Source organism: Myceligenerans halotolerans, assembly GCF_054782975.1.
Genome location: NZ_BAAGRL010000008.1, coordinates 96672 through 116736, shown reverse-complemented (window position 1 = coordinate 116736; position 20065 = coordinate 96672). Strand labels below are relative to the sequence as shown.

The 20065-nt window shown below is 71.7% G+C and carries 18 protein-coding genes; 14 read left to right on the top strand and 4 right to left on the bottom strand.

What is annotated here, in order from left to right:
- Positions 1–9: 9 nt before the first annotated feature.
- The gene (locus tag ACYVK5_RS07800; protein WP_460703535.1) at positions 10–1002 is read left to right on the top strand and encodes a hypothetical protein; all 993 of its coding nucleotides are present in this window, start codon (positions 10–12) and stop codon (positions 1000–1002) included.
- A gap of 134 nt (positions 1003–1136) precedes the next feature.
- On the opposite strand, the gene ACYVK5_RS07795 is transcribed toward ACYVK5_RS07800, so the two are convergent.
- Positions 1137–2099 (bottom strand): hypothetical protein, encoded by a 963-nt coding sequence (locus ACYVK5_RS07795; RefSeq protein ID WP_460703533.1) that lies wholly within the window; start codon positions 2097–2099, stop codon positions 1137–1139.
- A 216-nt stretch (positions 2100–2315) separates the two neighbouring features.
- Between ACYVK5_RS07795 and ACYVK5_RS07790 the strand changes: the two genes are divergently transcribed.
- On the top strand, positions 2316–4787 hold the full coding sequence (locus ACYVK5_RS07790) for a glycoside hydrolase family 48 protein (RefSeq protein WP_460703531.1): 2472 nt from the start codon (positions 2316–2318) through the stop codon (positions 4785–4787).
- A gap of 167 nt (positions 4788–4954) precedes the next feature.
- On the opposite strand, the gene ACYVK5_RS07785 is transcribed toward ACYVK5_RS07790, so the two are convergent.
- Together ACYVK5_RS07785 and ACYVK5_RS07780 are read right to left on the bottom strand one after the other, a co-directional pair.
- Positions 4955–5938: a COX15/CtaA family protein gene (locus ACYVK5_RS07785; protein ID WP_460703529.1), complete on the bottom strand. Its 984-nt coding sequence runs from the start codon at positions 5936–5938 to the stop codon at positions 4955–4957.
- Positions 5939–6127: 189 nt separating this feature from the next.
- A complete protein-coding gene (locus ACYVK5_RS07780; protein ID WP_460703527.1) occupies positions 6128–7762 on the bottom strand; it encodes a S8 family peptidase in 1635 nt (544 codons plus the stop codon).
- A 686-nt stretch (positions 7763–8448) separates the two neighbouring features.
- On the opposite strand from ACYVK5_RS07780, the gene ACYVK5_RS07775 reads away from it, so the two are divergent.
- The 10 genes from ACYVK5_RS07775 (at position 8449) to ACYVK5_RS07730 (ending at position 18201) form a co-directional block, all read left to right on the top strand.
- A complete protein-coding gene (locus tag ACYVK5_RS07775) occupies positions 8449–9561 on the top strand; it encodes an ABC transporter ATP-binding protein (RefSeq protein WP_460703525.1) in 1113 nt (370 codons plus the stop codon).
- A complete protein-coding gene (locus ACYVK5_RS07770; RefSeq protein WP_460703523.1) occupies positions 9558–10439 on the top strand; it encodes an ABC transporter permease in 882 nt (293 codons plus the stop codon). Before ACYVK5_RS07775 ends, ACYVK5_RS07770 begins: the two co-directional genes overlap by 4 nt.
- A 306-nt stretch (positions 10440–10745) precedes the next feature.
- Positions 10746–11714, top strand: coding sequence for a helix-turn-helix transcriptional regulator (locus ACYVK5_RS07765; RefSeq protein ID WP_460703521.1), 969 nt, complete (start codon positions 10746–10748; stop codon positions 11712–11714).
- Positions 11711–13141 (top strand): Fe-S cluster assembly protein SufB, encoded by a 1431-nt coding sequence (sufB, locus tag ACYVK5_RS07760; protein WP_460703519.1) that lies wholly within the window; start codon positions 11711–11713, stop codon positions 13139–13141. The genes ACYVK5_RS07765 and sufB overlap by 4 nt, the downstream gene beginning before the upstream one ends.
- A 1-nt stretch (position 13142) precedes the next feature.
- Complete coding sequence (gene sufD, locus ACYVK5_RS07755) at positions 13143–14399, top strand: Fe-S cluster assembly protein SufD (RefSeq protein WP_460703517.1); 1257 nt, start codon at positions 13143–13145, stop codon at positions 14397–14399.
- Between the two features lie 7 nt (positions 14400–14406).
- Complete coding sequence (locus ACYVK5_RS07750; RefSeq protein ID WP_460703515.1) at positions 14407–14754, top strand: non-heme iron oxygenase ferredoxin subunit; 348 nt, start codon at positions 14407–14409, stop codon at positions 14752–14754.
- A 100-nt stretch (positions 14755–14854) separates the two neighbouring features.
- Positions 14855–15625, top strand: coding sequence for a Fe-S cluster assembly ATPase SufC (gene sufC, locus ACYVK5_RS07745; protein ID WP_460703513.1), 771 nt, complete (start codon positions 14855–14857; stop codon positions 15623–15625).
- A 147-nt stretch (positions 15626–15772) separates the two neighbouring features.
- Positions 15773–17167: a SufS family cysteine desulfurase gene (locus ACYVK5_RS07740; RefSeq protein ID WP_460703511.1), complete on the top strand. Its 1395-nt coding sequence runs from the start codon at positions 15773–15775 to the stop codon at positions 17165–17167.
- A gap of 139 nt (positions 17168–17306) precedes the next feature.
- Positions 17307–17795 carry a Fe-S cluster assembly sulfur transfer protein SufU gene (gene sufU / locus ACYVK5_RS07735; protein ID WP_460703509.1) on the top strand — a complete coding sequence of 163 codons (489 nt, stop codon included), beginning with the start codon at positions 17307–17309 and terminating at the stop codon, positions 17793–17795.
- Between the two features lie 10 nt (positions 17796–17805).
- A complete protein-coding gene (locus ACYVK5_RS07730; RefSeq protein WP_460703507.1) occupies positions 17806–18201 on the top strand; it encodes a metal-sulfur cluster assembly factor in 396 nt (131 codons plus the stop codon).
- A 72-nt stretch (positions 18202–18273) separates the two neighbouring features.
- Here the strand turns inward: ACYVK5_RS07730 and uppS are convergent, their stop codons facing one another.
- Positions 18274–19050 (bottom strand): polyprenyl diphosphate synthase, encoded by a 777-nt coding sequence (gene uppS / locus ACYVK5_RS07725; RefSeq protein WP_460703505.1) that lies wholly within the window; start codon positions 19048–19050, stop codon positions 18274–18276.
- Positions 19051–19181: 131 nt separating this feature from the next.
- On the opposite strand from uppS, the gene ACYVK5_RS07720 reads away from it, so the two are divergent.
- The gene (locus ACYVK5_RS07720; RefSeq protein WP_460703503.1) at positions 19182–19676 is read left to right on the top strand and encodes a DUF2975 domain-containing protein; all 495 of its coding nucleotides are present in this window, start codon (positions 19182–19184) and stop codon (positions 19674–19676) included.
- Positions 19676–19903, top strand: a complete 228-nt coding sequence (locus ACYVK5_RS07715) for a helix-turn-helix domain-containing protein (protein WP_460703501.1) — start codon at positions 19676–19678, stop codon at positions 19901–19903. Before ACYVK5_RS07720 ends, ACYVK5_RS07715 begins: the two co-directional genes overlap by 1 nt.
- The last annotated feature ends 162 nt before the right edge of the window (positions 19904–20065 follow it).

Genomic DNA, 20065 nt, shown 5'->3' with positions numbered 1-20065 from the left:
TCTTCCGCGGTGACCAGCGAACCGGACATGCTTCCCCCTGTTTCGTCCTTGCCCGCGTGGCTCGTCCCTTCCGTGTACCTGAACTGGTCGGAGGACTGGCTGCGTGAGGCCGTAGCTGTCGCCACCGGCGGCAACGAGCACCTGCTGCCGCGCGGCGCCGACGGCCCACAGCGCGGTGACGTCGTGGTTACCGTGGTGGGGTCCGACCCGGGCATCGTGGCGTCGGTCGAGCTGATGGGCACCACCCAGGGCGAGGACTGGATCGCCGACGAGCTGTTCGGGCCGGACAAGCCCGTGCTCTGGGACGACCTGTTCAACGGCGCGTCGGCGTACGCGCGCTCGTCGGGCTGGCTGCCGCAGGAGCACGCCCGGCTCGTGCTGGACGGCATCGCGGGGCAGTTCCGCAACGGCGCCTCCGGCACGCTCGAGCCCGGCGACTGCGAGACCGGCCAGATCTCGCCCAACCTGCACGTGCTGCGCCTGCTGGGGCACCGCCAGATCACCGGCGCCGACCTGCGGCACGAGGAGCGCTGCTACTCGTGCGAGCAGTTCGTCGACGTCACGCAGCTCCGCGTGCACGACGACGGCGCCATCGCGGTCCGCAACGAGAGCGCGGCGGCCCCCCGCGAGCTGAACCGGCTCATCGCCGACACGTTCCTCGTGTGCGACCCGTGCCACGAACTGCTGCACCCGCACGCGATCGGAGCGCAGCGCGCCCGGATGCGTCCGGCGTGCCCGTCGTGTCACTCGCGCGGGACCGCGAAGCGGATCGTGTGGAACGAGGCGATCCACGACGAGATGCACATGCCGCACGATGTCGTCTACGGCGGCTTCGACGTGCCGGTCCCGACGCCCGAGTGGTACTGCCCGCAGTGCCACGCGAACTTCGCCACGGGCGTGGTCGGCACCCGCGCCCTGGGCGGTGCGTCCGCGATCCCGCCCGCGCCGATGGACCTCGACGTGGCCCCGCCCGTCGAGGTGTCCGCGATGCCGGAGATCTGACCGCTCGGTACTGATCCGAGCCCAGGGATCCGCGTCCGGAGGTCCTGAAGGACGAAGCGGGCCCGGAGGGGACAGGCCATCGCCGGCCGACCCCCTCCGGGCCCGCTTCGCTGTGCGGAGATCGCGCGGCCGGGCTACGGACGCACAGGTGCGGCCTCGGTGCCCGCGCTCGCGGCCCGGGCGCTCGCGCGTGCCGCCAGGACCGCGGTGACCGCCCCGGCCGCGTACAGCAGGTACTGCACGATCTCGGTCACGCGGTGCGGCAGAGGCAGGTCGACGAGCAGGGACACGTTGATCATCGAGCCGAGCCACAGCACGGCCATCAGGCACAGCATCGCGGCGCCGATCCACCCCGCGGCAGGGCGACCACGGCCCACGAGCCACAGCCCGGTCAGCGTGACGGTCGCCGTGAACGTGCTGATCAGGAGCGAGACGACGTAGATGTCGAACTCGCCGGGGAACTGCGCGGTCCGGCCGACCGCCAGGACCGCCTGGCCCAGGAGCACGCCGATCAGCCCGATCACCGGCGCCCGGTGCCCGAAGACGGTCACCGTGCCGCGCCGGTGCGCCCGGGCGGTGGCCAGCGCGAGCGTGACGGCGCCCGCCGCGAGCACGAGGGCGACGACGGTGTAGGCCGTCTGGGCCATGATCACCGGGCGGGCGTCCCAGAGCATCTGGAGCACGGCGATCACGGCGAGCACGAACAGCTGCGCACCGGTCACGGAGGCCGCGGCGACCCGCAGCGGGCCCGCACCGGTCGCACGGGGATGCAGGCCGGCGGCGCCGGCGACGAGGGTCATGGTGGCCGGCGCGCCGACGATGGCGAGCACCCAGAACACGTTGTCGGTGCGGAACGCGAAAGGATCCAGGTCGACCCCCGCCCGCAGGAACGTGAGCACCACCGGTACCCACGCCGCGACCGTCAGGAGCACGACCGTGACGGCCGGCCAGCCGCTGCCGCCGTCGTCCGGGTCGGGCGGGGAGGCCGGCGGGGGCTCGACGCCGAGCTGCGTCCGTTCCTCGTCGCGGGCCAGGCGCTCGTCGCCACGGTCTCCGCCGGGCGTCTCTGATGTGGTGGGACCGGCGTCGTCCGTCATGGTGCTCCGCGTGTGGTTCTGGCGTACCGAGGTCTGGCTCACTCTACAGCGGACCGGACATCACGGACGGAGAACGAGCCCGGTCGGCCCCTCGGCCGCGGGGGTTGTGAAACGGTTAACGTCGTTGCCGCCGGGGGGTGCCGGGCCGGACCGTCGTCCAGGCGCCCGCACCGTCGCGGGTGCTGCGCCGATGGCGCAGGATCCAGGAGGGCAGCAATGACCCGAGAACCGAACCGGAGACGACGGCGGAGGTCCGCCGTCGCTGTCAGCACCCTCGCCGCGCTGGCGTTCGCCACGGCGGGCGCGACGGCGGCGAGCGGGGAGACCGCGCGGTCCGACGTCGTGCAGGGGACGTCGACGGCGGAGGACGAGGTCCGCGCACTGGCGGGCCCCTATGCCGACCGCTTCCTCGAGATGTACGACAAGATCAAGGACCCGGCCAGCGGCTACTTCTCCGATCAGGGCATCCCGTACCACGCGGTCGAGACCCTCATGGTCGAGGCGCCGGACTACGGCCACGAGACCACGAGCGAGGCGTACTCGTTCTGGCTGTGGCTGGAGGCCTCGTACGGCGAGCTGACCGGCGACTGGGCGCCCTTCAACGACGCGTGGGACACGCTCGAGGCGTACATGATCCCCACCACGGAGAACCAGCCGACGAACGGGGCGTACAACCCGGCCGACCCGGCGACCTACGCCCCCGAGCACGGGCACCCGAGCGAGTACCCGGCCGAGCTCGACACCGGGGTCTCGGTGGGTACCGACCCGATCGCCGACGAACTGAGCAGCACGTACGGCACCGACGAGATCTACGGCATGCACTGGCTCGCGGACGTCGACAACATCTACGGCTTCGGCGCGGCACCGGGGTCCTCGGAGCTGCTGGGCCCGGACTACGAGGGCACGAGCTACATCAACACCTTCCAGCGCGGCGAGCAGGAGTCGGTGTGGGAGACGATCCCGCAGCCGTCGATCGACGACTTCTCCTACGGCGGACCGAACGGTTACCTCGACCTGTTCACGGGCGACGCGCAGTACGCCCAGCAGTGGAAGTACACCAACGCCCCGGACGCGGACGCACGCTCGGTCGAGGCCGTGTACTGGGCCAAGAAGTTCGCCGCCGCCCAGGGCGCCGAGGGGCAGATCTCCGGCACCGTGGACAAGGCGTCGAAGATGGGCGACTACCTGCGGTACTCGTTCTTCGACAAGTACTACAAGGAGCCGGGCTGCGAATCGCCGTCGTGCCCGGCGGGCTCCGGCAAGAGCTCGGCCCACTACCTGCTGTCCTGGTACTACGCCTGGGGCGGCGCGCTGGACACCAGCGGTCCGTGGGCCTGGCGCATCGGCTCGAGCCACGCGCACTTCGGCTACCAGAACCCGATGGCGGCGTGGGCGTTGTCCAACGACCCCGACCTGATCCCGGCGTCGGCGACGGCGGAGTCCGACTGGGCCGAGAGCTACGACCGGCAGATCGAGTTCCTCCAGTGGCTGCAGTCGGCCGAGGGCGGTATTGCCGGCGGCGCGACGAACTCGGTGGGCGGTGACTACTCGGCGCACCCGGCGGGCGCGCCCACCTTCTACGACATGGCCTACGACGTGGACCCGGTCTACCACGACCCGCCGTCGAACCAGTGGTTCGGCATGCAGGGCTGGGGCGTGGAGCGCATCGCGCAGATCTACCACGAGACAGGCGACCCCCGCGCCGAGGAGATCCTCGAGAAGTGGGTGCCGTGGGTCATCTCCGAGATCACGATCACGGACACCGACTGGGAGATCCCGGCCACGCTGAGCTGGTCGGGCGCGCCCGACACCTGGAACCCGGACAACCCGGGTGACAACTCGGGGCTGCACGTCGAGGTGACCGACCACAGCCAGGACGTCGGGGTGGCCGGTGCGATCGCCAAGACGCTCACCTACTGGGCGGCCGCCGCCGACGACCAGGCCGCGGCCGACACCGCCGGCGCCCTGCTCGACGCGATCTACGAGCAGAACACCGACGACCTGGGCGTGTCCTCCGTCGAGACCCGCAACGACTACAGCAGGTTCGACGACGTCTACGAGGGCGGCAGCGGCGACGGCGTCTACGTGCCGAGCGACTGGAGCGGCACCTACCCGAACGGCGACGTCATCGAGCCGGGCGTGTCCTTCCTGGACATCCGCTCGTTCTACGAGGACGACCCGATGTTCGACCAGGTCCAGGAGCACCTGGACGGCGGCCCGGCGCCGCAGTTCCGGTACCACCGGTTCTGGGCGCAGACGGCCGTGGCCACGGCGTACGCCGAGTACGACCGCCTGATCGACGACCCGCGCGACCCGGATCCGACGCCGACGCCGACCCCGACGCCGACTCCCACTCCGACCCCGACCCCGACTCCCACTCCGACGGACGACCCGGACGGCGCCTGCGAGGCGACGCTGACCGTGGTCAACTCCTGGGACAGCGGCTTCCAGGCCAACGTCCAGGTGACGGCCAACGAGGCGATCTCGGGCTGGTCGACGTCGTTCGACCTCTCCCCGGCGACGTTCTCGCAGGGCTGGAACGCCGAGTTCAGTCCGTCGGGCTCCCAGGTGACGGCGTCGAACGTGAGCTGGAACGGCTCACTCTCCGCGGGCGGATCCGCGGAGTTCGGCCTCATCGGCAACGGCAGCCCGCCGTCGTCGACGGAGGTCACCTGCTCCGCGGACTGACAACCTGACTGCCTGCGGGCCTGACAGCCGCCCGGTGGCGGGAGATCTCCTCCCGCCACCGGGCGGCTCCATCAGTACTGACTCCGGTTCATCAGGGTTTCGAATCCATTCGAAACCCTCTGAAAGGGCTGCGCGGCCCTGCTGAACGAGCCTCAGCAGCGGGCCGGTCAGCGTGTGCGGGTCGTCAGGAACACGCGGGTGGTGCCCGCGAGGAGGAGGGCCGCGCCCAGCATGTGCAGGCCCACCAGGAGGATGGGCAGCCCGGTGAAGTACTGGACGTAGCCGATCGCGCCCTGCGCCAGCGTGATCGCGACCAGCAGCCAGGCCGCCCGCCGGGCACGCGACAGCGCGCCGGGTCCGGCCACCCCGCCGGTCACGCCGCCCCGGTGCAGCACCACCAGGTACGCGACCAGCGCCAGGAGGAACGCCCACACGGTGGCCGCGTGCCACTGCGACATCGTCGCGGGGTCCAGCGCCAGGCGGTACCCGACCTCGGCGTCGCCGGAGTGCGGGCCCGCGCCCGTGGTCAGCACGCCCAGCACGACGACGACGGCGGTCAGCGCGCCCAGCACCCAGGCGAGCAGCCGCGCGGGCGCCGGGACGACGACGCGCGGTGCCACGTCGCCCTCGCCGCTGCGGTGCAGCAGGTACAGGGACAGGGCGACCAGCGCGCCGGAGACGCCGAAGTGCAGCGACACCCAGCCCGGATGCAGGTCGAGCAGGACGACGACGCCGCCGATCACTGCCTGGGTGATCACGCCGAGCCCGGGGAGCAGCCCGAGCATCCGGTAGCTCCGCGTCCGGGACGTGTCCGAGATCATGACCAGGAACACCGCGAGCGCGATGATGCCGAGCACGCCCGTCAGCGTGCGGTTCCCGAACTCGATGTACGGGTGCAGGCTCGTGGCCTCGTGGAACGCCGGGGTGAACCGGCCGGGTTCGCACTCGGGCCAGGTGGAGCATCCCAGGCCGGACTCGGTGAGGCGGACCGCGCCGCCGGTGACGATGATGCCGATCTGCCCGATCAGGTTCGCGACGAGGATCGCGCGGGTCCACCGGCGCAGGCGGGCCAGGAGGCGGGCGGGGAGGCTCGCGCCGGGGGCGGCGGCTGGTGCGTCGTCCGGGGCGGCCTGCGTGTCGGGCGTGCTCACGCCCTCAACGGTAGTGCCCGACGGCGGCCGCCCGGGTTGCGGACGACCGCCGTCGTACGTGGTGCTGGTCACGCCGGGTGAGGTGCTCCGGCGGGCCGGGTGTGCGGGTTGCGCCGCGGACCGACGTGCCGGTCGTCCGGGTGCGGGTGGCGTCCGGGAACCCCGCGCGCGGGGCTCCCGGACTCGGTGTCAGAGCGAGAGGCTCCAGGCGTCGATGTAGCCCGTGTCCCATGTCGCCGCGTCGTGCACGCGCAGGATCCAGGTGCCGTCGGGCGACTCGCCGCTCACGTCGACCGTGTAGGTCTCGTTGATGTCGTCCGCGCTGCCGCCGGAGCGCTCACGCAGCGTGTAGACGGTGCCGTCGGGGGAGACGAGTGAGACCGTGAGGTCGCCGACCCAGGTGTGGACGACGTCGACGTCGACGGTGGCCGTGCCGCTCGGGGAGTCGCAGTCCGCGATGGTGATCGGCGACTCGGAGGTGGAGTGGTCCTCGATGTCGACGTCGTCATCGTTGCTGCCCGAGCAGCCCGGCTCGGGCTCGGGGTCCGGGTCCGGCGGCGTGTTGCCGTCGTCGCCGACGTAGAGCAGGGCGTCGGGCGAGCCGGAGCCCCGGTTGGTGACGGCTCCGGTGGTGGCGTTGTCGACCATCGTGTCGCGCACCTGCTGGGGCGTGTAGTCCGGGTTGGCCGCCGTGATGAGGGCGGCGGCACCCGCGACGTGCGGGGAGGCCATCGAGGTGCCGGAGATGGTGTTCGTCGCTGAGTTCGACGTGTGCCAGGCCGACGTGATGTCCGACCCGGGCGCGAAGATGTCCAGGCAGGTCCCGATGTTCGAGTACGACGCGCGGGCGTCGTTGCTCTGGGTGGCGCCGACGGTGATCGCCTCCGGCGTCGAGGCCGGGGACGTGTCGCAGGCGTCGGAGGCGTACTCGTTGCCGGCGGCCAGCGCGTAGGTGACGCCGTCGGCGATGGAGTCGGCCACGGCGTCGTTCACGGCCTGGGAGTAGCCGCCGCCGAGCGACATGTTCGCCACCGCGAGCTCGCCGGCCGTGTGGTCGGCGGTGACCCAGTCGATGCCGTCGATGACGCCGGCGTACGTGCCGGAGCCGGCGCAGTCGAGCACGCGGACGCCGACCAGGTCGACGTCCTTGGCGACGCCGTACGCCGATCCGCCGACCGTGCCGGCCACGTGGGTGCCGTGACCGTTGCAGTCGGTGGCGTCGTTGTCGCCGTCGACCGTGTCGATGCCGTGGGAGGCGCGGCCACCGAAGTCCTGGTGGGTGGTGAGGATCCCGGTGTCGATGATGTAGGCCGTGACGCCCGATCCGGTGTTCGGGTACGTGTACGAGTCGTCGAGCGGGAGGTCGCGCTGGTCGATGCGGTCCAGGCCCCACGACGGTGTGGGCGACTGCGTACCGGTGGCGTGCACCACCTGGTTCTGCTCGACGTAGGCGACGGCCGGGTCACGGCTGAGCTTGTTGGCCTGGCCGGGCGACATCTTCACGCTGAAGCCGCGGATCGCGTTCCTGTACGACTCCTTGACCGTGCCGCCGTACTTCTTGACCAGGCCGCGAGCCTTGCCGGGGACCTGCTGGATGCCGACCTCGGACTCGTCGAGCACCACGATGTACTCGCCGGGGACGGCGTCGGGGGAGTCGGCCGCGATGATCAGCGACTTGTCGTCCAGCGGCGGCGCGGCGTTCGCGACGCTCGGTGCGGCCAGTGCGGGTGCTGCGATGACGGCGAGTCCGGCCGCGGTCGCGGCCCATCGCCTGGCGCGAGGGTTCCGGCGTGAGCCGGGGTTGTGTGGGGTGACACGCTTCATTTTCTGCCTCCGGTGTCCGGGTTCTCCGGAATCGGTAAAGGGTCAACGGAAGCATAGGTTTGCACCAAGGAAAATCGTAGGGTTACGGGCGGATTGCCCGTTCACAAATAGGTCATAGCGGCGGCGTATGGGGTGAAAAACCGACGGCGTCCTCCCCCGGGCGGGCCTCGTCGTCCCGTTCCTCTCCCGGCGCGTCGTACGAGGTGGTGCCCGCAGCCGCCGTCGAAACCGGGCCGCCGAGCCGCAGTGAGATGCCGGTTCGGCGCCGAGCCGCGGCCTGATGTTGGCGCCGAGCCGCAGTGAGATGTCGGTGCCGCAGTCTTCAACCGCAGTGAGATGTCGGTGCTGCCTGTCGAATCGCACGGTGAATCGTTCGAATCGCTCGATGGCACGATCCAGCTTGCGGTTCGACCTCCCTCGGCGGCGCCTGACTGCGGTTCGGGGATGTCCGTGCGCGCGGGCTTCTGGCCGGCCGCCGACGGGTGCGCTCGGCTGCACCGTGTCCTCCCGGCGTGTGTACGACCTCGCGTCAGCGCCCCACGTGGTCCAGGACCTCGACCCGGCACCGGGCTCCGGGGTGCCACCCCGAACGGCGGCGTCGTGAATCTGCGGTTCGGCGAGCGCCGAGCCCTCGCCTCACCGGCGGGGCGGCGTCGGCCCCGTCGCGCGGCGCCTAGGATTGCTCGGTGACCGTCTCCCCGCCCGCGCCCGGTGGCCCCGCCGCCGTCGAGGTGCGCGGCCTCGTCAAGCGGTACGGGGGCCGGGCCGTCGTCGAACACCTCGACCTGACCGCCCGTGCGGGCGCCGTCACCGCCGTGCTCGGCCCCAACGGGGCCGGCAAGACCACCACCGTCGAGTGCTGCGAAGGCCTGCGCACACCCGACGGCGGCAGCGTGCGCGTCCTCGGGCTCGACCCCGCCGCCGACGCCGCCGCCCTGCGCCCCCGCGTGGGCGTCATGCTGCAGGACGGCGGCCTGCCCTCCGGAGCGCGCGCCGGGGAGGTGCTGCGCCATGTCGCCGCCATGTACGCCGCCCCGCGCGACATCGGCGAGCTCTCCGAACGCCTCGGCATCGGCAGTTTCGCCCGCACCAGCGTGCGCCGGCTGTCCGGCGGCCAGCGGCAGCGGCTCGCGCTCGCGTGCGCCCTGGCCGGCCGCGGACAGGTGGTGTTCCTCGACGAGCCCAGCGCCGGCATGGACCCGCAGTCCCGCCGCGCCGTGTGGGACCTGATCCGTGAGCTGCGCGCCGACGGCGTCGCCGTCGTCCTCACCACCCACCTCATGGACGAGGCGGCCGACCTCGCCGACCACGTCCACGTCGTCGACCACGGCCGCGTCATCGCCGCCGGCACCGTCCCGGAACTGCTCGCGAACGACGGCCCGCACGGGACGACGACGGCCGCCCGCGTCCGGGTGGAGGCCCGGCCCGGACTCGACACGCAGAGCCTCGCGAAGGCCCTCGACGAGAGGACCGGAACCGCCGGCCCGGCGGCAGAACGGGCCGCGGGCGCGACCGGACCGGGCGGTGGGACGACGGCGCGACCGGCCGACGCCGTGGCTGCTGCCGGAGGCGCGGCAGGACCGGGCAGCGCTGCGGTGACGGCACCGGCCGGATCTGGCTGGCACGTCGCCGAGACCGAACCCGGCGTGTACGTCGCCGACGGCCCCGTCGACCCGGCCACGCTCGCCGCCGTCACGGCCTGGCTGGCTGATGCCGGGACGCTCGCCCGGTCCGTCACGACGGGCGGACGCACGCTGGAGGACGTGTTCCTCGACCTGACCGGGAGGCACCTGCGATGAACGACGCCACCGGACCGGCCCGATCCGCGCGGCCGCCGCACGCCGGACCGCCGGCCCGGCCCACGGGCGCGGAGACTGCGGGCGCGGAGACTGCATCCGCGGAGAGCGGCGCCGCGCGACCTGTCGCCTCGGCGCCTGCCGCCGCCCCGCCCGCCCGGCGTATCCTGACGCAGGCCGCGTTCGAGGCGAGGACCCTGCTGCGCAACGGCGAGCAGCTGCTCGTCTCGGTGATCCTGCCCGTGCTCGTCCTGGTCGGGATGGCCACCGCACCGTTCCTCGGGATCACCACCGGCGGCACGAGCCGGATCGACTTCGCCACGCCCGGCGTGCTGGCGCTCGCGGTCGTGTCGAGCGCGTTCACGTCGCAAGCCATCGCCACCGCCTTCGACCGGCGCAACGGCGTGCTGCGCCTGCTCGCCACCACTCCGCTCGGGCGCGGCGGCCTGCTCGCGGGCAAAGCGCTCGCCGTGCTCGCGGTGCTGGTGGTGCAGATCGCCGTGCTGAGCGTGGTCGCCGCGGGGCTCGGCTGGACACCCGAACCCGCGGGGCTGCTCCCGGCCGCGCTTGCCCTGCTGCTCGGGACCGCGTGCTTCACCGCGCTGGCGATGCTGCTGGCGGGGACCGTGCGCGCGGAGGGTGTGCTGGCGGTCGCCAACCTGGTGTGGATCCTGCTCGTGGTGGGCGGCGGGCTCGTGGTGCCGCCGGACCGGCTCGGCCCGCTGGGCCCGCTGGCCGCGGTGCTGCCGTCCGGCGCGCTGGGCGAAGCGGTACGCGGTGCCCTCCTGGACGGCGCCCTGCCGGGCGGGCCGCTCCTGGTGCTGACCGCCTGGACCGTGGCCGGAGCGCTCGCCGCGGCGCGCTGGTTCAAGTGGCACTGACGCGCCGGCGCCCGTGTGCTGCCCGAACCGCAGGCTCGGCGCGCACCCATGTGGCGGGACATGCCAACGGCTGAGCGGCGGGGTGTGATCTTCGCCTCGATCCGGCGCGTTCTGAGGCTCGCCTTCCTTGCCAAGCGGCATTTAGGGAACAAGGATGTTCCGTAAAGCGTTGTGGAGGCTCAAGGCGGGGCCCGGAACGTGGTGTCGCCACGGCTTTCGCATCGCAGCGGTCCCGTTCCCGGGGCCGCCCGCCCGCCGGCCCGGCCACCTGGCACGACCGCCGGCCCGACCACACTGGGAGGTGACATGAGCACGCAGGTACCCGCAACCGCCGTCGGGCAGCGCATCGCGCCCGTGCGGCCCGCCGCCCGCCCGCAGCCCGCGCACCCGCACGAGACGGACGGGACGACCCGCCGCCGCGTGCTGCAGCTCGTCGCCTCCGACGGCCCCGTCACAGCCGCCCACCTGGCCTCCACCCTCGGGCTCACCGCCCCGGCGGTGCGCCGGCACCTGACCCTCCTGGAGGACGAGGGCCGCATCGAGGTCCACGAGGGACAGCCCGGCCCGGCGCGCCGCGGCCGTCCCGCACGGCACTACGTCGTCACCCACGGCGGGCAGTCCGAGCTGGCCGGCGGCTACCAGGAGATCGCGGCCGACCTGCTGCGCCACCTGCGCGCCCACGGCGGCGACGAGGCCGTGGCGGCGTTCGCCCGCGAGCGGTACGACGCCGTCGTGCGCCGGTACGCCAAGCGGCTGGACGGGCCCGCGGCGGAGCGGCCCGATCCGGCGGGCTCGGATGCCGCCGCGCGCGGCGCCTCGGGAGTCGACGCCACGCCGGGTGCCGCGCCCGACGGCGCCGCGGCGACCGGGTTCGGTCCCGCCGCGTCCCAGGCCGCCGTGTCCGACGTCGTCGCCCGGGCGGCCCGGCTCGCCGCACTCCTGACCGAGGACGGTTACGCCGCCTCCGTGCGCCCCGTGCCCGCAGCGGGGACACTGTCCGGGGACGCCACCGACACGGCCGCCCCCACCGCGTCCGTATCCAGCGGCGCGGTCGCGGCCCACGGCGTCGTCCCCGCCGTCCAGCTCTGCCAGGGACACTGCCCCGTGCAGCACCTGGCGGAGGAACACTCCGAACTCTGCGAGGCGGAGGCACGCGCGTTCACCGAGTTGCTCGGCACGCACGTGCAGCGCCTGGCGACCATCGCGGGTGGAGCCCACGCCTGCACCACGAACATCCCCCTGGGAACGACCCCCACCACCGAAGGAACACGATGAGTGCACCGACGCAGGAGCAGCGCACCGACGAGGAGATCATCTCCTCCATCGGTGCCTACGAGTACGGCTGGCGCGACAGCGACGAGGCCGGTGAGGCCGCTCGGCGCGGCCTGAACGAAGATGTCGTCCGCAACATCTCGGAGCTGAAGAGCGAGCCGGAGTGGATGCTGAAGCAGCGCATGAAGGCGCTGCGCCTCTTCGACAAGAAGCCGATGCCGTCGTGGGGCTCGGACCTGTCGGGCATCGACTTCGACAAGATCAAGTACTTCGTGCGCTCCACGGAGAAGCAGGCGACGTCGTGGGAGGACCTGCCCGACGACATCAAGGAGACGTACGACCGGCTCGGCATCCCCGAGGCGGAGAAGCAGCGCCTCGTCGCGGGCGTCGCCGCCCAGTACGAGTCCGAGGTCGTGTACCACCAGATCCGCGAGGACCTGGAGCAGCAGGGCGTCATCTTCGTCGACACCGACACGGGCCTGCGCGACTACCCGGAGCTCTTCCAGGAGTACTTCGGCACCGTCATCCCCGCCGGTGACAACAAGTTCTCCGCGCTGAACTCGGCCGTGTGGTCGGGCGGCTCGTTCGTCTACGTGCCGCCGGGCGTGCACGTCGAGATCCCGCTGCAGGCCTACTTCCGCATCAACACGGAGAACATGGGCCAGTTCGAGCGGACGCTGATCATCGCGGACGAGGGCTCCTACGTGCACTACGTCGAGGGCTGCACCGCGCCGATCTACCAGTCCGACTCGCTGCACTCGGCCGTCGTCGAGATCGTCGTGAAGAAGAACGCCCGCGTGCGCTACACGACCATCCAGAACTGGTCGAACAACGTGTACAACCTGGTCACCAAGCGCGCCACGGCCGCCGAGGGCGCCACCATGGAGTGGGTCGACGGCAACATCGGCTCCAAGGTCACCATGAAGTACCCGGCGATCTACCTGCTGGGCGAGCACGCCCGCGGCGAGACGCTGTCCATCGCCTTCGCCGGCGAGGGCCAGCACCAGGACGCCGGCGCCAAGATGGTGCACGCCGCGCCGCACACGTCGTCGTCCATCGTGTCCAAGTCGGTGGCGCGCGGCGGCGGCCGCACGTCCTACCGCGGCCTCGTGCAGGTGCTCGAGGGCGCCTCGCACTCCGCGTCCAACGTCCTGTGCGACGCCCTCCTCGTGGACCAGATCTCCCGCAGCGACACGTACCCGTACGTGGACGTGCGCGAGGACGACGTGTCCATGGGCCACGAGGCCACCGTGTCCCGCGTGAGCGAGGACCAGCTGTTCTACCTGATGTCCCGAGGCATGGCCGAGACCGAGGCCATGGCGATGATCGTGCGCGGGTTCGTGGAGCCCATCGCGCGCGAGCTGCCCATGGAGTACGCGCTCGAGCTCAACCGCCTCATCGAGCTCCAGATGGAAGGTTCCGTCGGCTGATATGACCACCACCACTGATCTGACCACGGATCACACCCGCGCCGTGGCCGACGGCGCCCACACCCACGGCGTCGGCGCCAAGCCCCAGGGCTCCCGCGCCGAGCGCCTCACCTCGTTCTCCCTGGACGACATCCCCGTGCCCATGGGCCGCGAGGAGGAATGGCGCTTCTCCCCGGTCGCGCGCATCCAGCCGCTGTTCGACGGCGGTCTGGTGACCGCGGGCGCGGACGGCTCCGGTGTGCGGGTCACCGTCGACACGGCCCCCGAGGTCAAGGTCGAGACCGTCGGGCGCGACGACGCCCGGCTCGGCCGGTCCGGCAAGCCCGGCGACCGCACCGGCGTCACCGCCTGGAACGCGTTCACCGAGGCCACGGTCGTGACCGTGCCGGCCGAGGCCGTCGCGTCCGACGTCACCTCCGTGCGGTTCGACGGCACCGGCGAGGGCACGGCCTCCGCCGCCCACGTGCTCGTCAAGGCCGAGCACCACGCCGAGGCCGTCGTCGTCATCGACCACGCCGGCGTCGCCACGCTCAACCAGACGGTCGAGATCGACGTCGCCGACGGCGCACACCTCACCGTCGTCTCCGTGCAGGACTGGGCCGACGGCGCCGTGCACACCTCCAGCCACCGGGCCCGCATCGGCCGCGACGCGAAGCTCAAGCACGTGGTGGTGACGTTCGGCGGCGACGTCGTGCGCCTCACCCCCGACGCCGAGTTCACCGCCGAGGGCGGCGAGGTCGAGATGGTCGGCCTCTACTTCGCCGACGCCGACCAGCACCAGGAGCACCGCCTCTTCGTGGACCACGCCGTGCCGCGCTGCAAGTCCCGCGTCACCTACAAGGGCGCACTGCAGGGCTCCGGCGCGCACACCGTCTGGGTGGGCGACGTCCTCATCCGCGCCGAGGCCGAGGGCACCGACACGTACGAGCTCAACCGCAACCTCGTCCTCAGCGACGGCGCGCGCGCCGACTCCGTGCCGAACCTCGAGATCGAGACCGGCGAGATCGACGGCGCCGGCCACGCGTCCGCGACCGGCCGGTTCGACGACGAGCAGCTCTTCTACCTCATGGCCCGCGGCATCCCCGAGACCGACGCCCGCCGCCTCGTGGTGCGCGGCTTCTTCGCCGAACTCATCCAGGAGATCGGCGTCGAGTCCGTCGAGGCACGCCTCATCGCGTCCATCGAGGCCGAGCTCGAGAAGTCCATGAGCGTCATCACCGGTGTGGCGGGCCCGGCCGACGGCGCCCCCGAGGAGTGAGCAACCGGTGACGTTCCAGACCGCGTGCCTCACGGACGACCTGGCCCCTGAGGAGGCCATGCTCGTCGAGCTCGACGGCATCGACGGGGCACCCGTCCCCGTCGCGCTCGTCCGCGACGCCGACGGCGCCTACCACGCCATCAGCGACATCTGCTCCCACGGGCAGGTGTCCCTGTCCGACGGCGAGGTCGAGGGCTGCCTCGTCGAATGCTGGCTGCACGGCTCGCAGTTCGACGTCCGCACCGGCCAGCCCGTCCAGCTCCCCGCGATCCGGCCCGTACCCGTCTACCCCGTGAACGTCGAGGGCGACAAGGTGCTCGTCGACATCGACGGGCAACCCGCCGGCGGTTCCTGACCGCCCGACGGCGCGGGAACGGCCGCACGCCGAGGACCGACGTCACCACGACCGCCGTCGTACACCACACGAAGCTTCCGTAAGAACCTGGAGAAAATGTATGTCCACCCTCGAGATCCGCGACCTGCACGTCAGCGTCGAGACCAAGGAAGGCCCCAAGCAGATCCTGCGCGGCGTCGACCTGACCATCGGGTCCGGCCAGACCCACGCCATCATGGGCCCCAACGGCTCCGGCAAGTCCACGCTCGCCTCGGCGCTCGCGGGCCACCCGAAGTACCAGGTGACCTCCGGCACCGTAACCCTGGACGGCGAGAACGTCCTGGAGATGACCGTCGACGAGCGCGCCCGCGCCGGCCTGTTCCTCGCCATGCAGTACCCGGTCGAGGTGCCCGGCGTGTCCGTGGCGAACTTCCTGCGCACCGCCAAGACCGCCATCGACGGCGAGGCCCCCAAGCTCCGCACCTGGGGCAAGGAGGTCAAGGACGCGATGGGCAACCTGCGCATCGACCCGGCCTTCGCCGAGCGCTCCGTGAACGAGGGCTTCTCCGGCGGCGAGAAGAAGCGCCACGAGATCCTGCAGATGGAGCTCTTCAAGCCGCAGATCGCGATCCTCGACGAGACCGACTCCGGCCTCGACGTCGACGCGCTGCGCGTCGTGTCCGAGGGCGTGAACCGCGCCAAGGAGAACACGGACGTCGGCGTGCTGCTCATCACGCACTACACGCGCATCCTGCGCTACATCAAGCCGGACTTCGTGCACGTCTTCGTCGACGGCCGCATCGCCGAGGAGGGCGGGCCGGAGCTCGCCGACCGCCTGGAGGAAGAGGGCTACGACAAGTACGTCGGCACGACGGCCCCGGCCGCCGTCTGACATACGGCCGGCGGTCCGGGAGACCGGCCGGCGTGGTCGGTCGTTCAGCGAATGATCGGCAGTTCGAACTGCCGACCGTTCACGGAACGACCGATCACACACCCGGCGGTCACCACCGCCGCCGGAGAACATCGGTGCCGAGGAGAGATGATGACCACGACTGAAGCAGGGCCCAGCGCCCGCACCTTCACGCCCACCGAGCTGGCCGCCGTGCGGGCGGACTTCCCGCTGCTCGGGCGCACGGTGCGTGACGGTAGACGTCTCGTCTATCTCGACTCGGCGGCGACCTCGCAGAAGCCGCAGGTGGTGCTGGACACCGAGGTCGACTTCTACGAGCAGCGCAACGCCGCCGTGCACCGCGGCGCGCACGCGCTCGCGGAGGAGGCCACGGAGGCGTTCGAGCGGGCGCGCGAGCAGGTCGCGGCCCTGGTGGGGGCCGACAGCGACGAGATCGTGTGGACGCCCGGCGCCACCATGGGGATCAACCTCGTGGCCACGGGCATCCAGAACGCGACGCTCGGGCGCGGGGGAGCGGCCGCCGAACGGTTCCGGATCGGGCCGGGCGACGAGATCCTCGTGACCGAGGCCGAGCACCACTCCAACCTGGTGCCGTGGCAGGAACTCGCGGCGCGGACGGGGGCGACGCTGCGGTGGATCCCGGTGGGGGACGACGGGCGGCTGGACCTGTCCGGTCTCGAGGGTGCGGCCGGCGGCGGTTCCGGCGACGACGGCGGTCGTGGCGGTGCCGGGCTGATCAACGCCCGGACCCGCGTGGTGGCGTTCGCGCACGTGTCCAACGTGACCGGTGCGGTGGCGCCGGTGGCCCGGATCGCGGCGGCCGCGCGCGAGGTGGGCGCGCTGACGGTGCTGGACGCCTGCCAGTCGGTGCCGCACCGGCCGGTGGACTTCCACGCGCTGGGTGTCGACTTCGCGGTGTTCTCCGCGCACAAGACGCTCGGGCCCACGGGCGTGGGCGCCCTGTACGGGCGGCGCGAGCTGCTGGAGGCCCTGCCGCCGGTGACCACGGGCGGGTCCATGGTGGAGGTCGTGACCATGGAGGCGACGACGTTCGCCCCGGCGCCGCTGAAGTTCGAGGCGGGCACGCAGATGGTCGCGCAGGCCGTCGGCTTCGGGGCGGCCGCGGACTACCTGCGCGAGCTCGGCATGGACGCGGTCGCCGCGCACGAGGCCGAGCTGGCCGCGGAGCTCCTGCGGATCGCGTCGATCCCGGGTGTGCGGGTGATCGGGCCGGCGTCGGTCGGCACGCTCGGCGAGGAGGCAGGCCCGGAGGCCGGGCTGCCGGACCGCGTCGCGGCCGTGTCGTTCGTGGTCGACGACGTGCACGCGCACGACGTCGGGCAGGTGCTGGACGACGCCGGCATCGCCGTGCGGGTCGGGCACCACTGCGCGCAGCCGCTGCACCGCCGGTTCGGGATCGCCGCCACGGCGCGCGCGTCGGCGTCGGTGTACACGACGGTCGAGGAGATCGAGACGTTCCGGGAAGCCTTGACGGGGGTCCGGGCGTTCTTCGGAGCGGAATAGATGCCGGATGGTCGGTCGCTTGTCGGATGATCGGTCCCCCGAGCGACCGATCATCCGACAAGCGACCGACCGCACGACAACGGACCGACCATCCGCCGGGTCCTAGGCTGGGATGACAGAACTTTCGGAAGGGGCAGGCGTGAGCTCGCTCGAGCAGATGTACCAGCAGGTGATTCTCGATCACGCGAAGCATCCCGTGGGACGGGGACTCGTCGCGGTCGACGGCGGTCACCTGCACGGGGAGTCGCACCAGGTGAACCCGACGTGCGGCGACGAGGTGACCCTGCGGGTCGACGTCGTACCCGGGGCCGACGGCGCGCCCGCGCGGGTGGCCGGCGTGTCCTGGGAAGGACAGGGCTGCTCCATCTCCCAGGCGTCCGTGTCCGTGATGACGGACCTGGTCAGCGACCAGCCGCTGGACGAGGTCGCGCGCCTGGACGCGTTGTTCCACGACCTCATGGGCTCGCGCGGCAAGGGGCTCGGGGAGACGGCCGAGGACGACCTCGGCGACGCCACCGCCTTCACCGGGGTCTCGAAGTACCCGGCCCGGATCAAGTGCGCGCTGCTCGGCTGGGCGGCGCTCAAGGACTCGCTGGTGCGCAGCGGCGCGTCGGCCACCAACCACTGAGGTGACACACATGACCGAGGGAACCACGACCGACGTCGAACAGCAGGCTCCGGAGACCGAGGCTCCCGTGACGGAGGCGGCGGCCGCGGCCGGGGCGCCCGCGAACGTCGCCGACGTCGAGGAGGCGCTGCGCGACGTGATCGACCCCGAGCTGGGCATCAACGTCGTCGACCTGGGCCTCATCTACGGCGTGCAGATCGACCAGAACAGCTTCGCGACCATCGACATGACCCTCACGTCCGCGGCCTGCCCGCTCACCGACGTGATCGAGGACCAGTCCGCGCAGGCCCTGGAGGGCATCGTGACCGGCCACCGCATCAACTGGGTGTGGATGCCGCCGTGGGGGCCGGAGAAGATCACGGACGAGGGGAAAGAGCAGCTGCGGATGCTGGGGTTCAACGTGTGAGGATCGCAGGGGGCAGCGGTAGGACCGTGAACAGCGGAAATGCCGTGTGATCTTCCGAGGGCGGCAGGGAGGTCATGAGGTGCTCGCCCGGCGTCGGGCGTAGGTGCGTAGCGCGCGCAGCAGATCCAGTTCGCGGAAGCCGGGCCAGTACACGTCGCAGAAGATGAGTTCGGCGCGGACCGAGCGCCAGGGGAAGTAGCCCGACAGCCGGCGTTCGCCGCTGGTGCGGATGATCAGGTCGATGTCGTCGTCGGGGGCGTTCACGCGGGCGTCGATCGCCTCAGGCTCAAGTGTGCGCACGACGTCGTCGACGGACTCGCCTTGGTCTGCCGCTTCCCACAGGACCTGGCGCACGGCGTCGACCACGTCACCGTATGGGTCGTAACCGACCGCGAGCGTGAGCCGGTGGGGGCGCCCTCGCGTGGCCTCCACGGCCTCCTTGAGCGCGCGTGCCGTAGTGTCCGGGACCATGTCGACGTTCCCGGCGATGTGCAGTTCCCAGAGCCCGTCAGGTCGGCGGATGCGGTCGGGGATCAGTGTCTCGAGCAGGTGGAACAGGAACCGCACCTGCTCGTCGTCCCGCTTGGTGATGTTGTCGGCCGACAACACGTAGACGCTCACCGCGCCGATCCCCGCTCGTGCGCACCAGCCGAGGACACGGTCGAGGTGCTCGGCCCCTGCTCGATGCCCGAACCGGACATCGTCCACACCGACGCTGCGGGCCCAGCGCCGGTTCCCGTCCATGATCATCCCCAGGTGAGCGGGCGTGGGTAAACCTCGCAGCTCACGACGCAGACGCGCAACGAGCAGGCGGTGAGTCGGGACGCGGAGCAGCCGGGCGAGCGTCATGACACGGCACTCTAGCGACGCCGTGCTCGCCAAGGAGATGCCCAGTGGGCCCACACTCTTGGCAACCAGGCTGCGAGACGATAGTTTTCTATCGTTTCTCGATAGGAAGCGGGTTGGTTATGAGCGCTCTCGTGACGGGGCTGCTGCGGCTGGTCATCGCCTTCATGTTCCTGGGGATCCTGATCGCCCAGGTGTCAGTGCTTCCCGACATCTCCAGGTCGCTCGCGGATCAGTACCCAGAGGTTGCCCACGTGCGGACGCCGACCTTGGTGACCTCGATCGTCATGCTGGCGACCGCTCAGTTGGCCCTGATCTGCGTCTGGCGGCTCGTGACGTTGGTGCGTCACGGTGCTGTCTTCTCGCGCGGGGCGTTCCGCTGGGTCGATGGGATCATCGGGGCCGCGGTCGCTGCCTGCGTGCTGGCCCTCGGCCTCCTGCTCTGGCTGACGGGGCAGACGGTGGAGATGGGGATGCAGCCGGGCGTCGCGCTGGTCCTGTTCGGTTGTGCGGTGCTGGCGGCGGGCGTCGCCCTCCTGGTCGGTGTGCTGCGCTCGCTCCTTGCGAAGGCCGTGGGGCTGAAGGGTGAGGCGACGACGTTGCGAGCCGAGCTCGACGAGGTGATCTGATGCCGATCGTCGTCGACATCGACGTCATGCTCGCGCGGCGCAAGATGTCGGTGGGCGAGCTCGCCGAGCGTGTGGGGATCACGCCGGCCAACCTCGCGGTCCTGAAGAACGGGCGTGCCAAGGCCGTCCGGTTCACCACGCTCGACGCGCTGTGCACCGCCCTGGACTGCCAGCCCGGCGACCTGATCCGCCACGTGTCCGACGGCGAGGGGCACCCCCAAACCTGACCTCAGGCAACATCCATCACCTGCACAGTGCAGAGAATCCTTGTGCACCGAACTGCGCAGAACCGAGGCCGCCGGGCACGACGTCGAACGACTCCTCGCTCACATCGAGGAACGCGCACCAGCCCTGGCTGAGCCTGCGATCCGCGACCACGCTGATTGGGC

What these genes read in the sequence shown, in the direction of transcription:
- ACYVK5_RS07795 (WP_460703533.1), bottom strand. Translation starts at nt 2,099, where the DNA reads ATGACGGACGACGCCGGTCCCACCACATCAGAGACGCCCGGCGGAGAC.
- ACYVK5_RS07765 (WP_460703521.1), top strand. Translation starts at nt 10,746, where the DNA reads ATGAGCACGCAGGTACCCGCAACCGCCGTCGGGCAGCGCATCGCGCCC.
- uppS (WP_460703505.1), bottom strand. Translation starts at nt 19,050, where the DNA reads ATGACGCTCGCCCGGCTGCTCCGCGTCCCGACTCACCGCCTGCTCGTT.
- ACYVK5_RS07730 (WP_460703507.1), top strand. Translation starts at nt 17,806, where the DNA reads ATGACCGAGGGAACCACGACCGACGTCGAACAGCAGGCTCCGGAGACC.
- sufB (WP_460703519.1), top strand. Translation starts at nt 11,711, where the DNA reads ATGAGTGCACCGACGCAGGAGCAGCGCACCGACGAGGAGATCATCTCC.
- ACYVK5_RS07740 (WP_460703511.1), top strand. Translation starts at nt 15,773, where the DNA reads ATGATGACCACGACTGAAGCAGGGCCCAGCGCCCGCACCTTCACGCCC.
- sufD (WP_460703517.1), top strand. Translation starts at nt 13,143, where the DNA reads ATGACCACCACCACTGATCTGACCACGGATCACACCCGCGCCGTGGCC.
- ACYVK5_RS07790 (WP_460703531.1), top strand. Translation starts at nt 2,316, where the DNA reads ATGACCCGAGAACCGAACCGGAGACGACGGCGGAGGTCCGCCGTCGCT.
- sufC (WP_460703513.1), top strand. Translation starts at nt 14,855, where the DNA reads ATGTCCACCCTCGAGATCCGCGACCTGCACGTCAGCGTCGAGACCAAG.
- ACYVK5_RS07780 (WP_460703527.1), bottom strand. Translation starts at nt 7,762, where the DNA reads ATGAAGCGTGTCACCCCACACAACCCCGGCTCACGCCGGAACCCTCGC.
- ACYVK5_RS07715 (WP_460703501.1), top strand. Translation starts at nt 19,676, where the DNA reads ATGCCGATCGTCGTCGACATCGACGTCATGCTCGCGCGGCGCAAGATG.
- ACYVK5_RS07770 (WP_460703523.1), top strand. Translation starts at nt 9,558, where the DNA reads ATGAACGACGCCACCGGACCGGCCCGATCCGCGCGGCCGCCGCACGCC.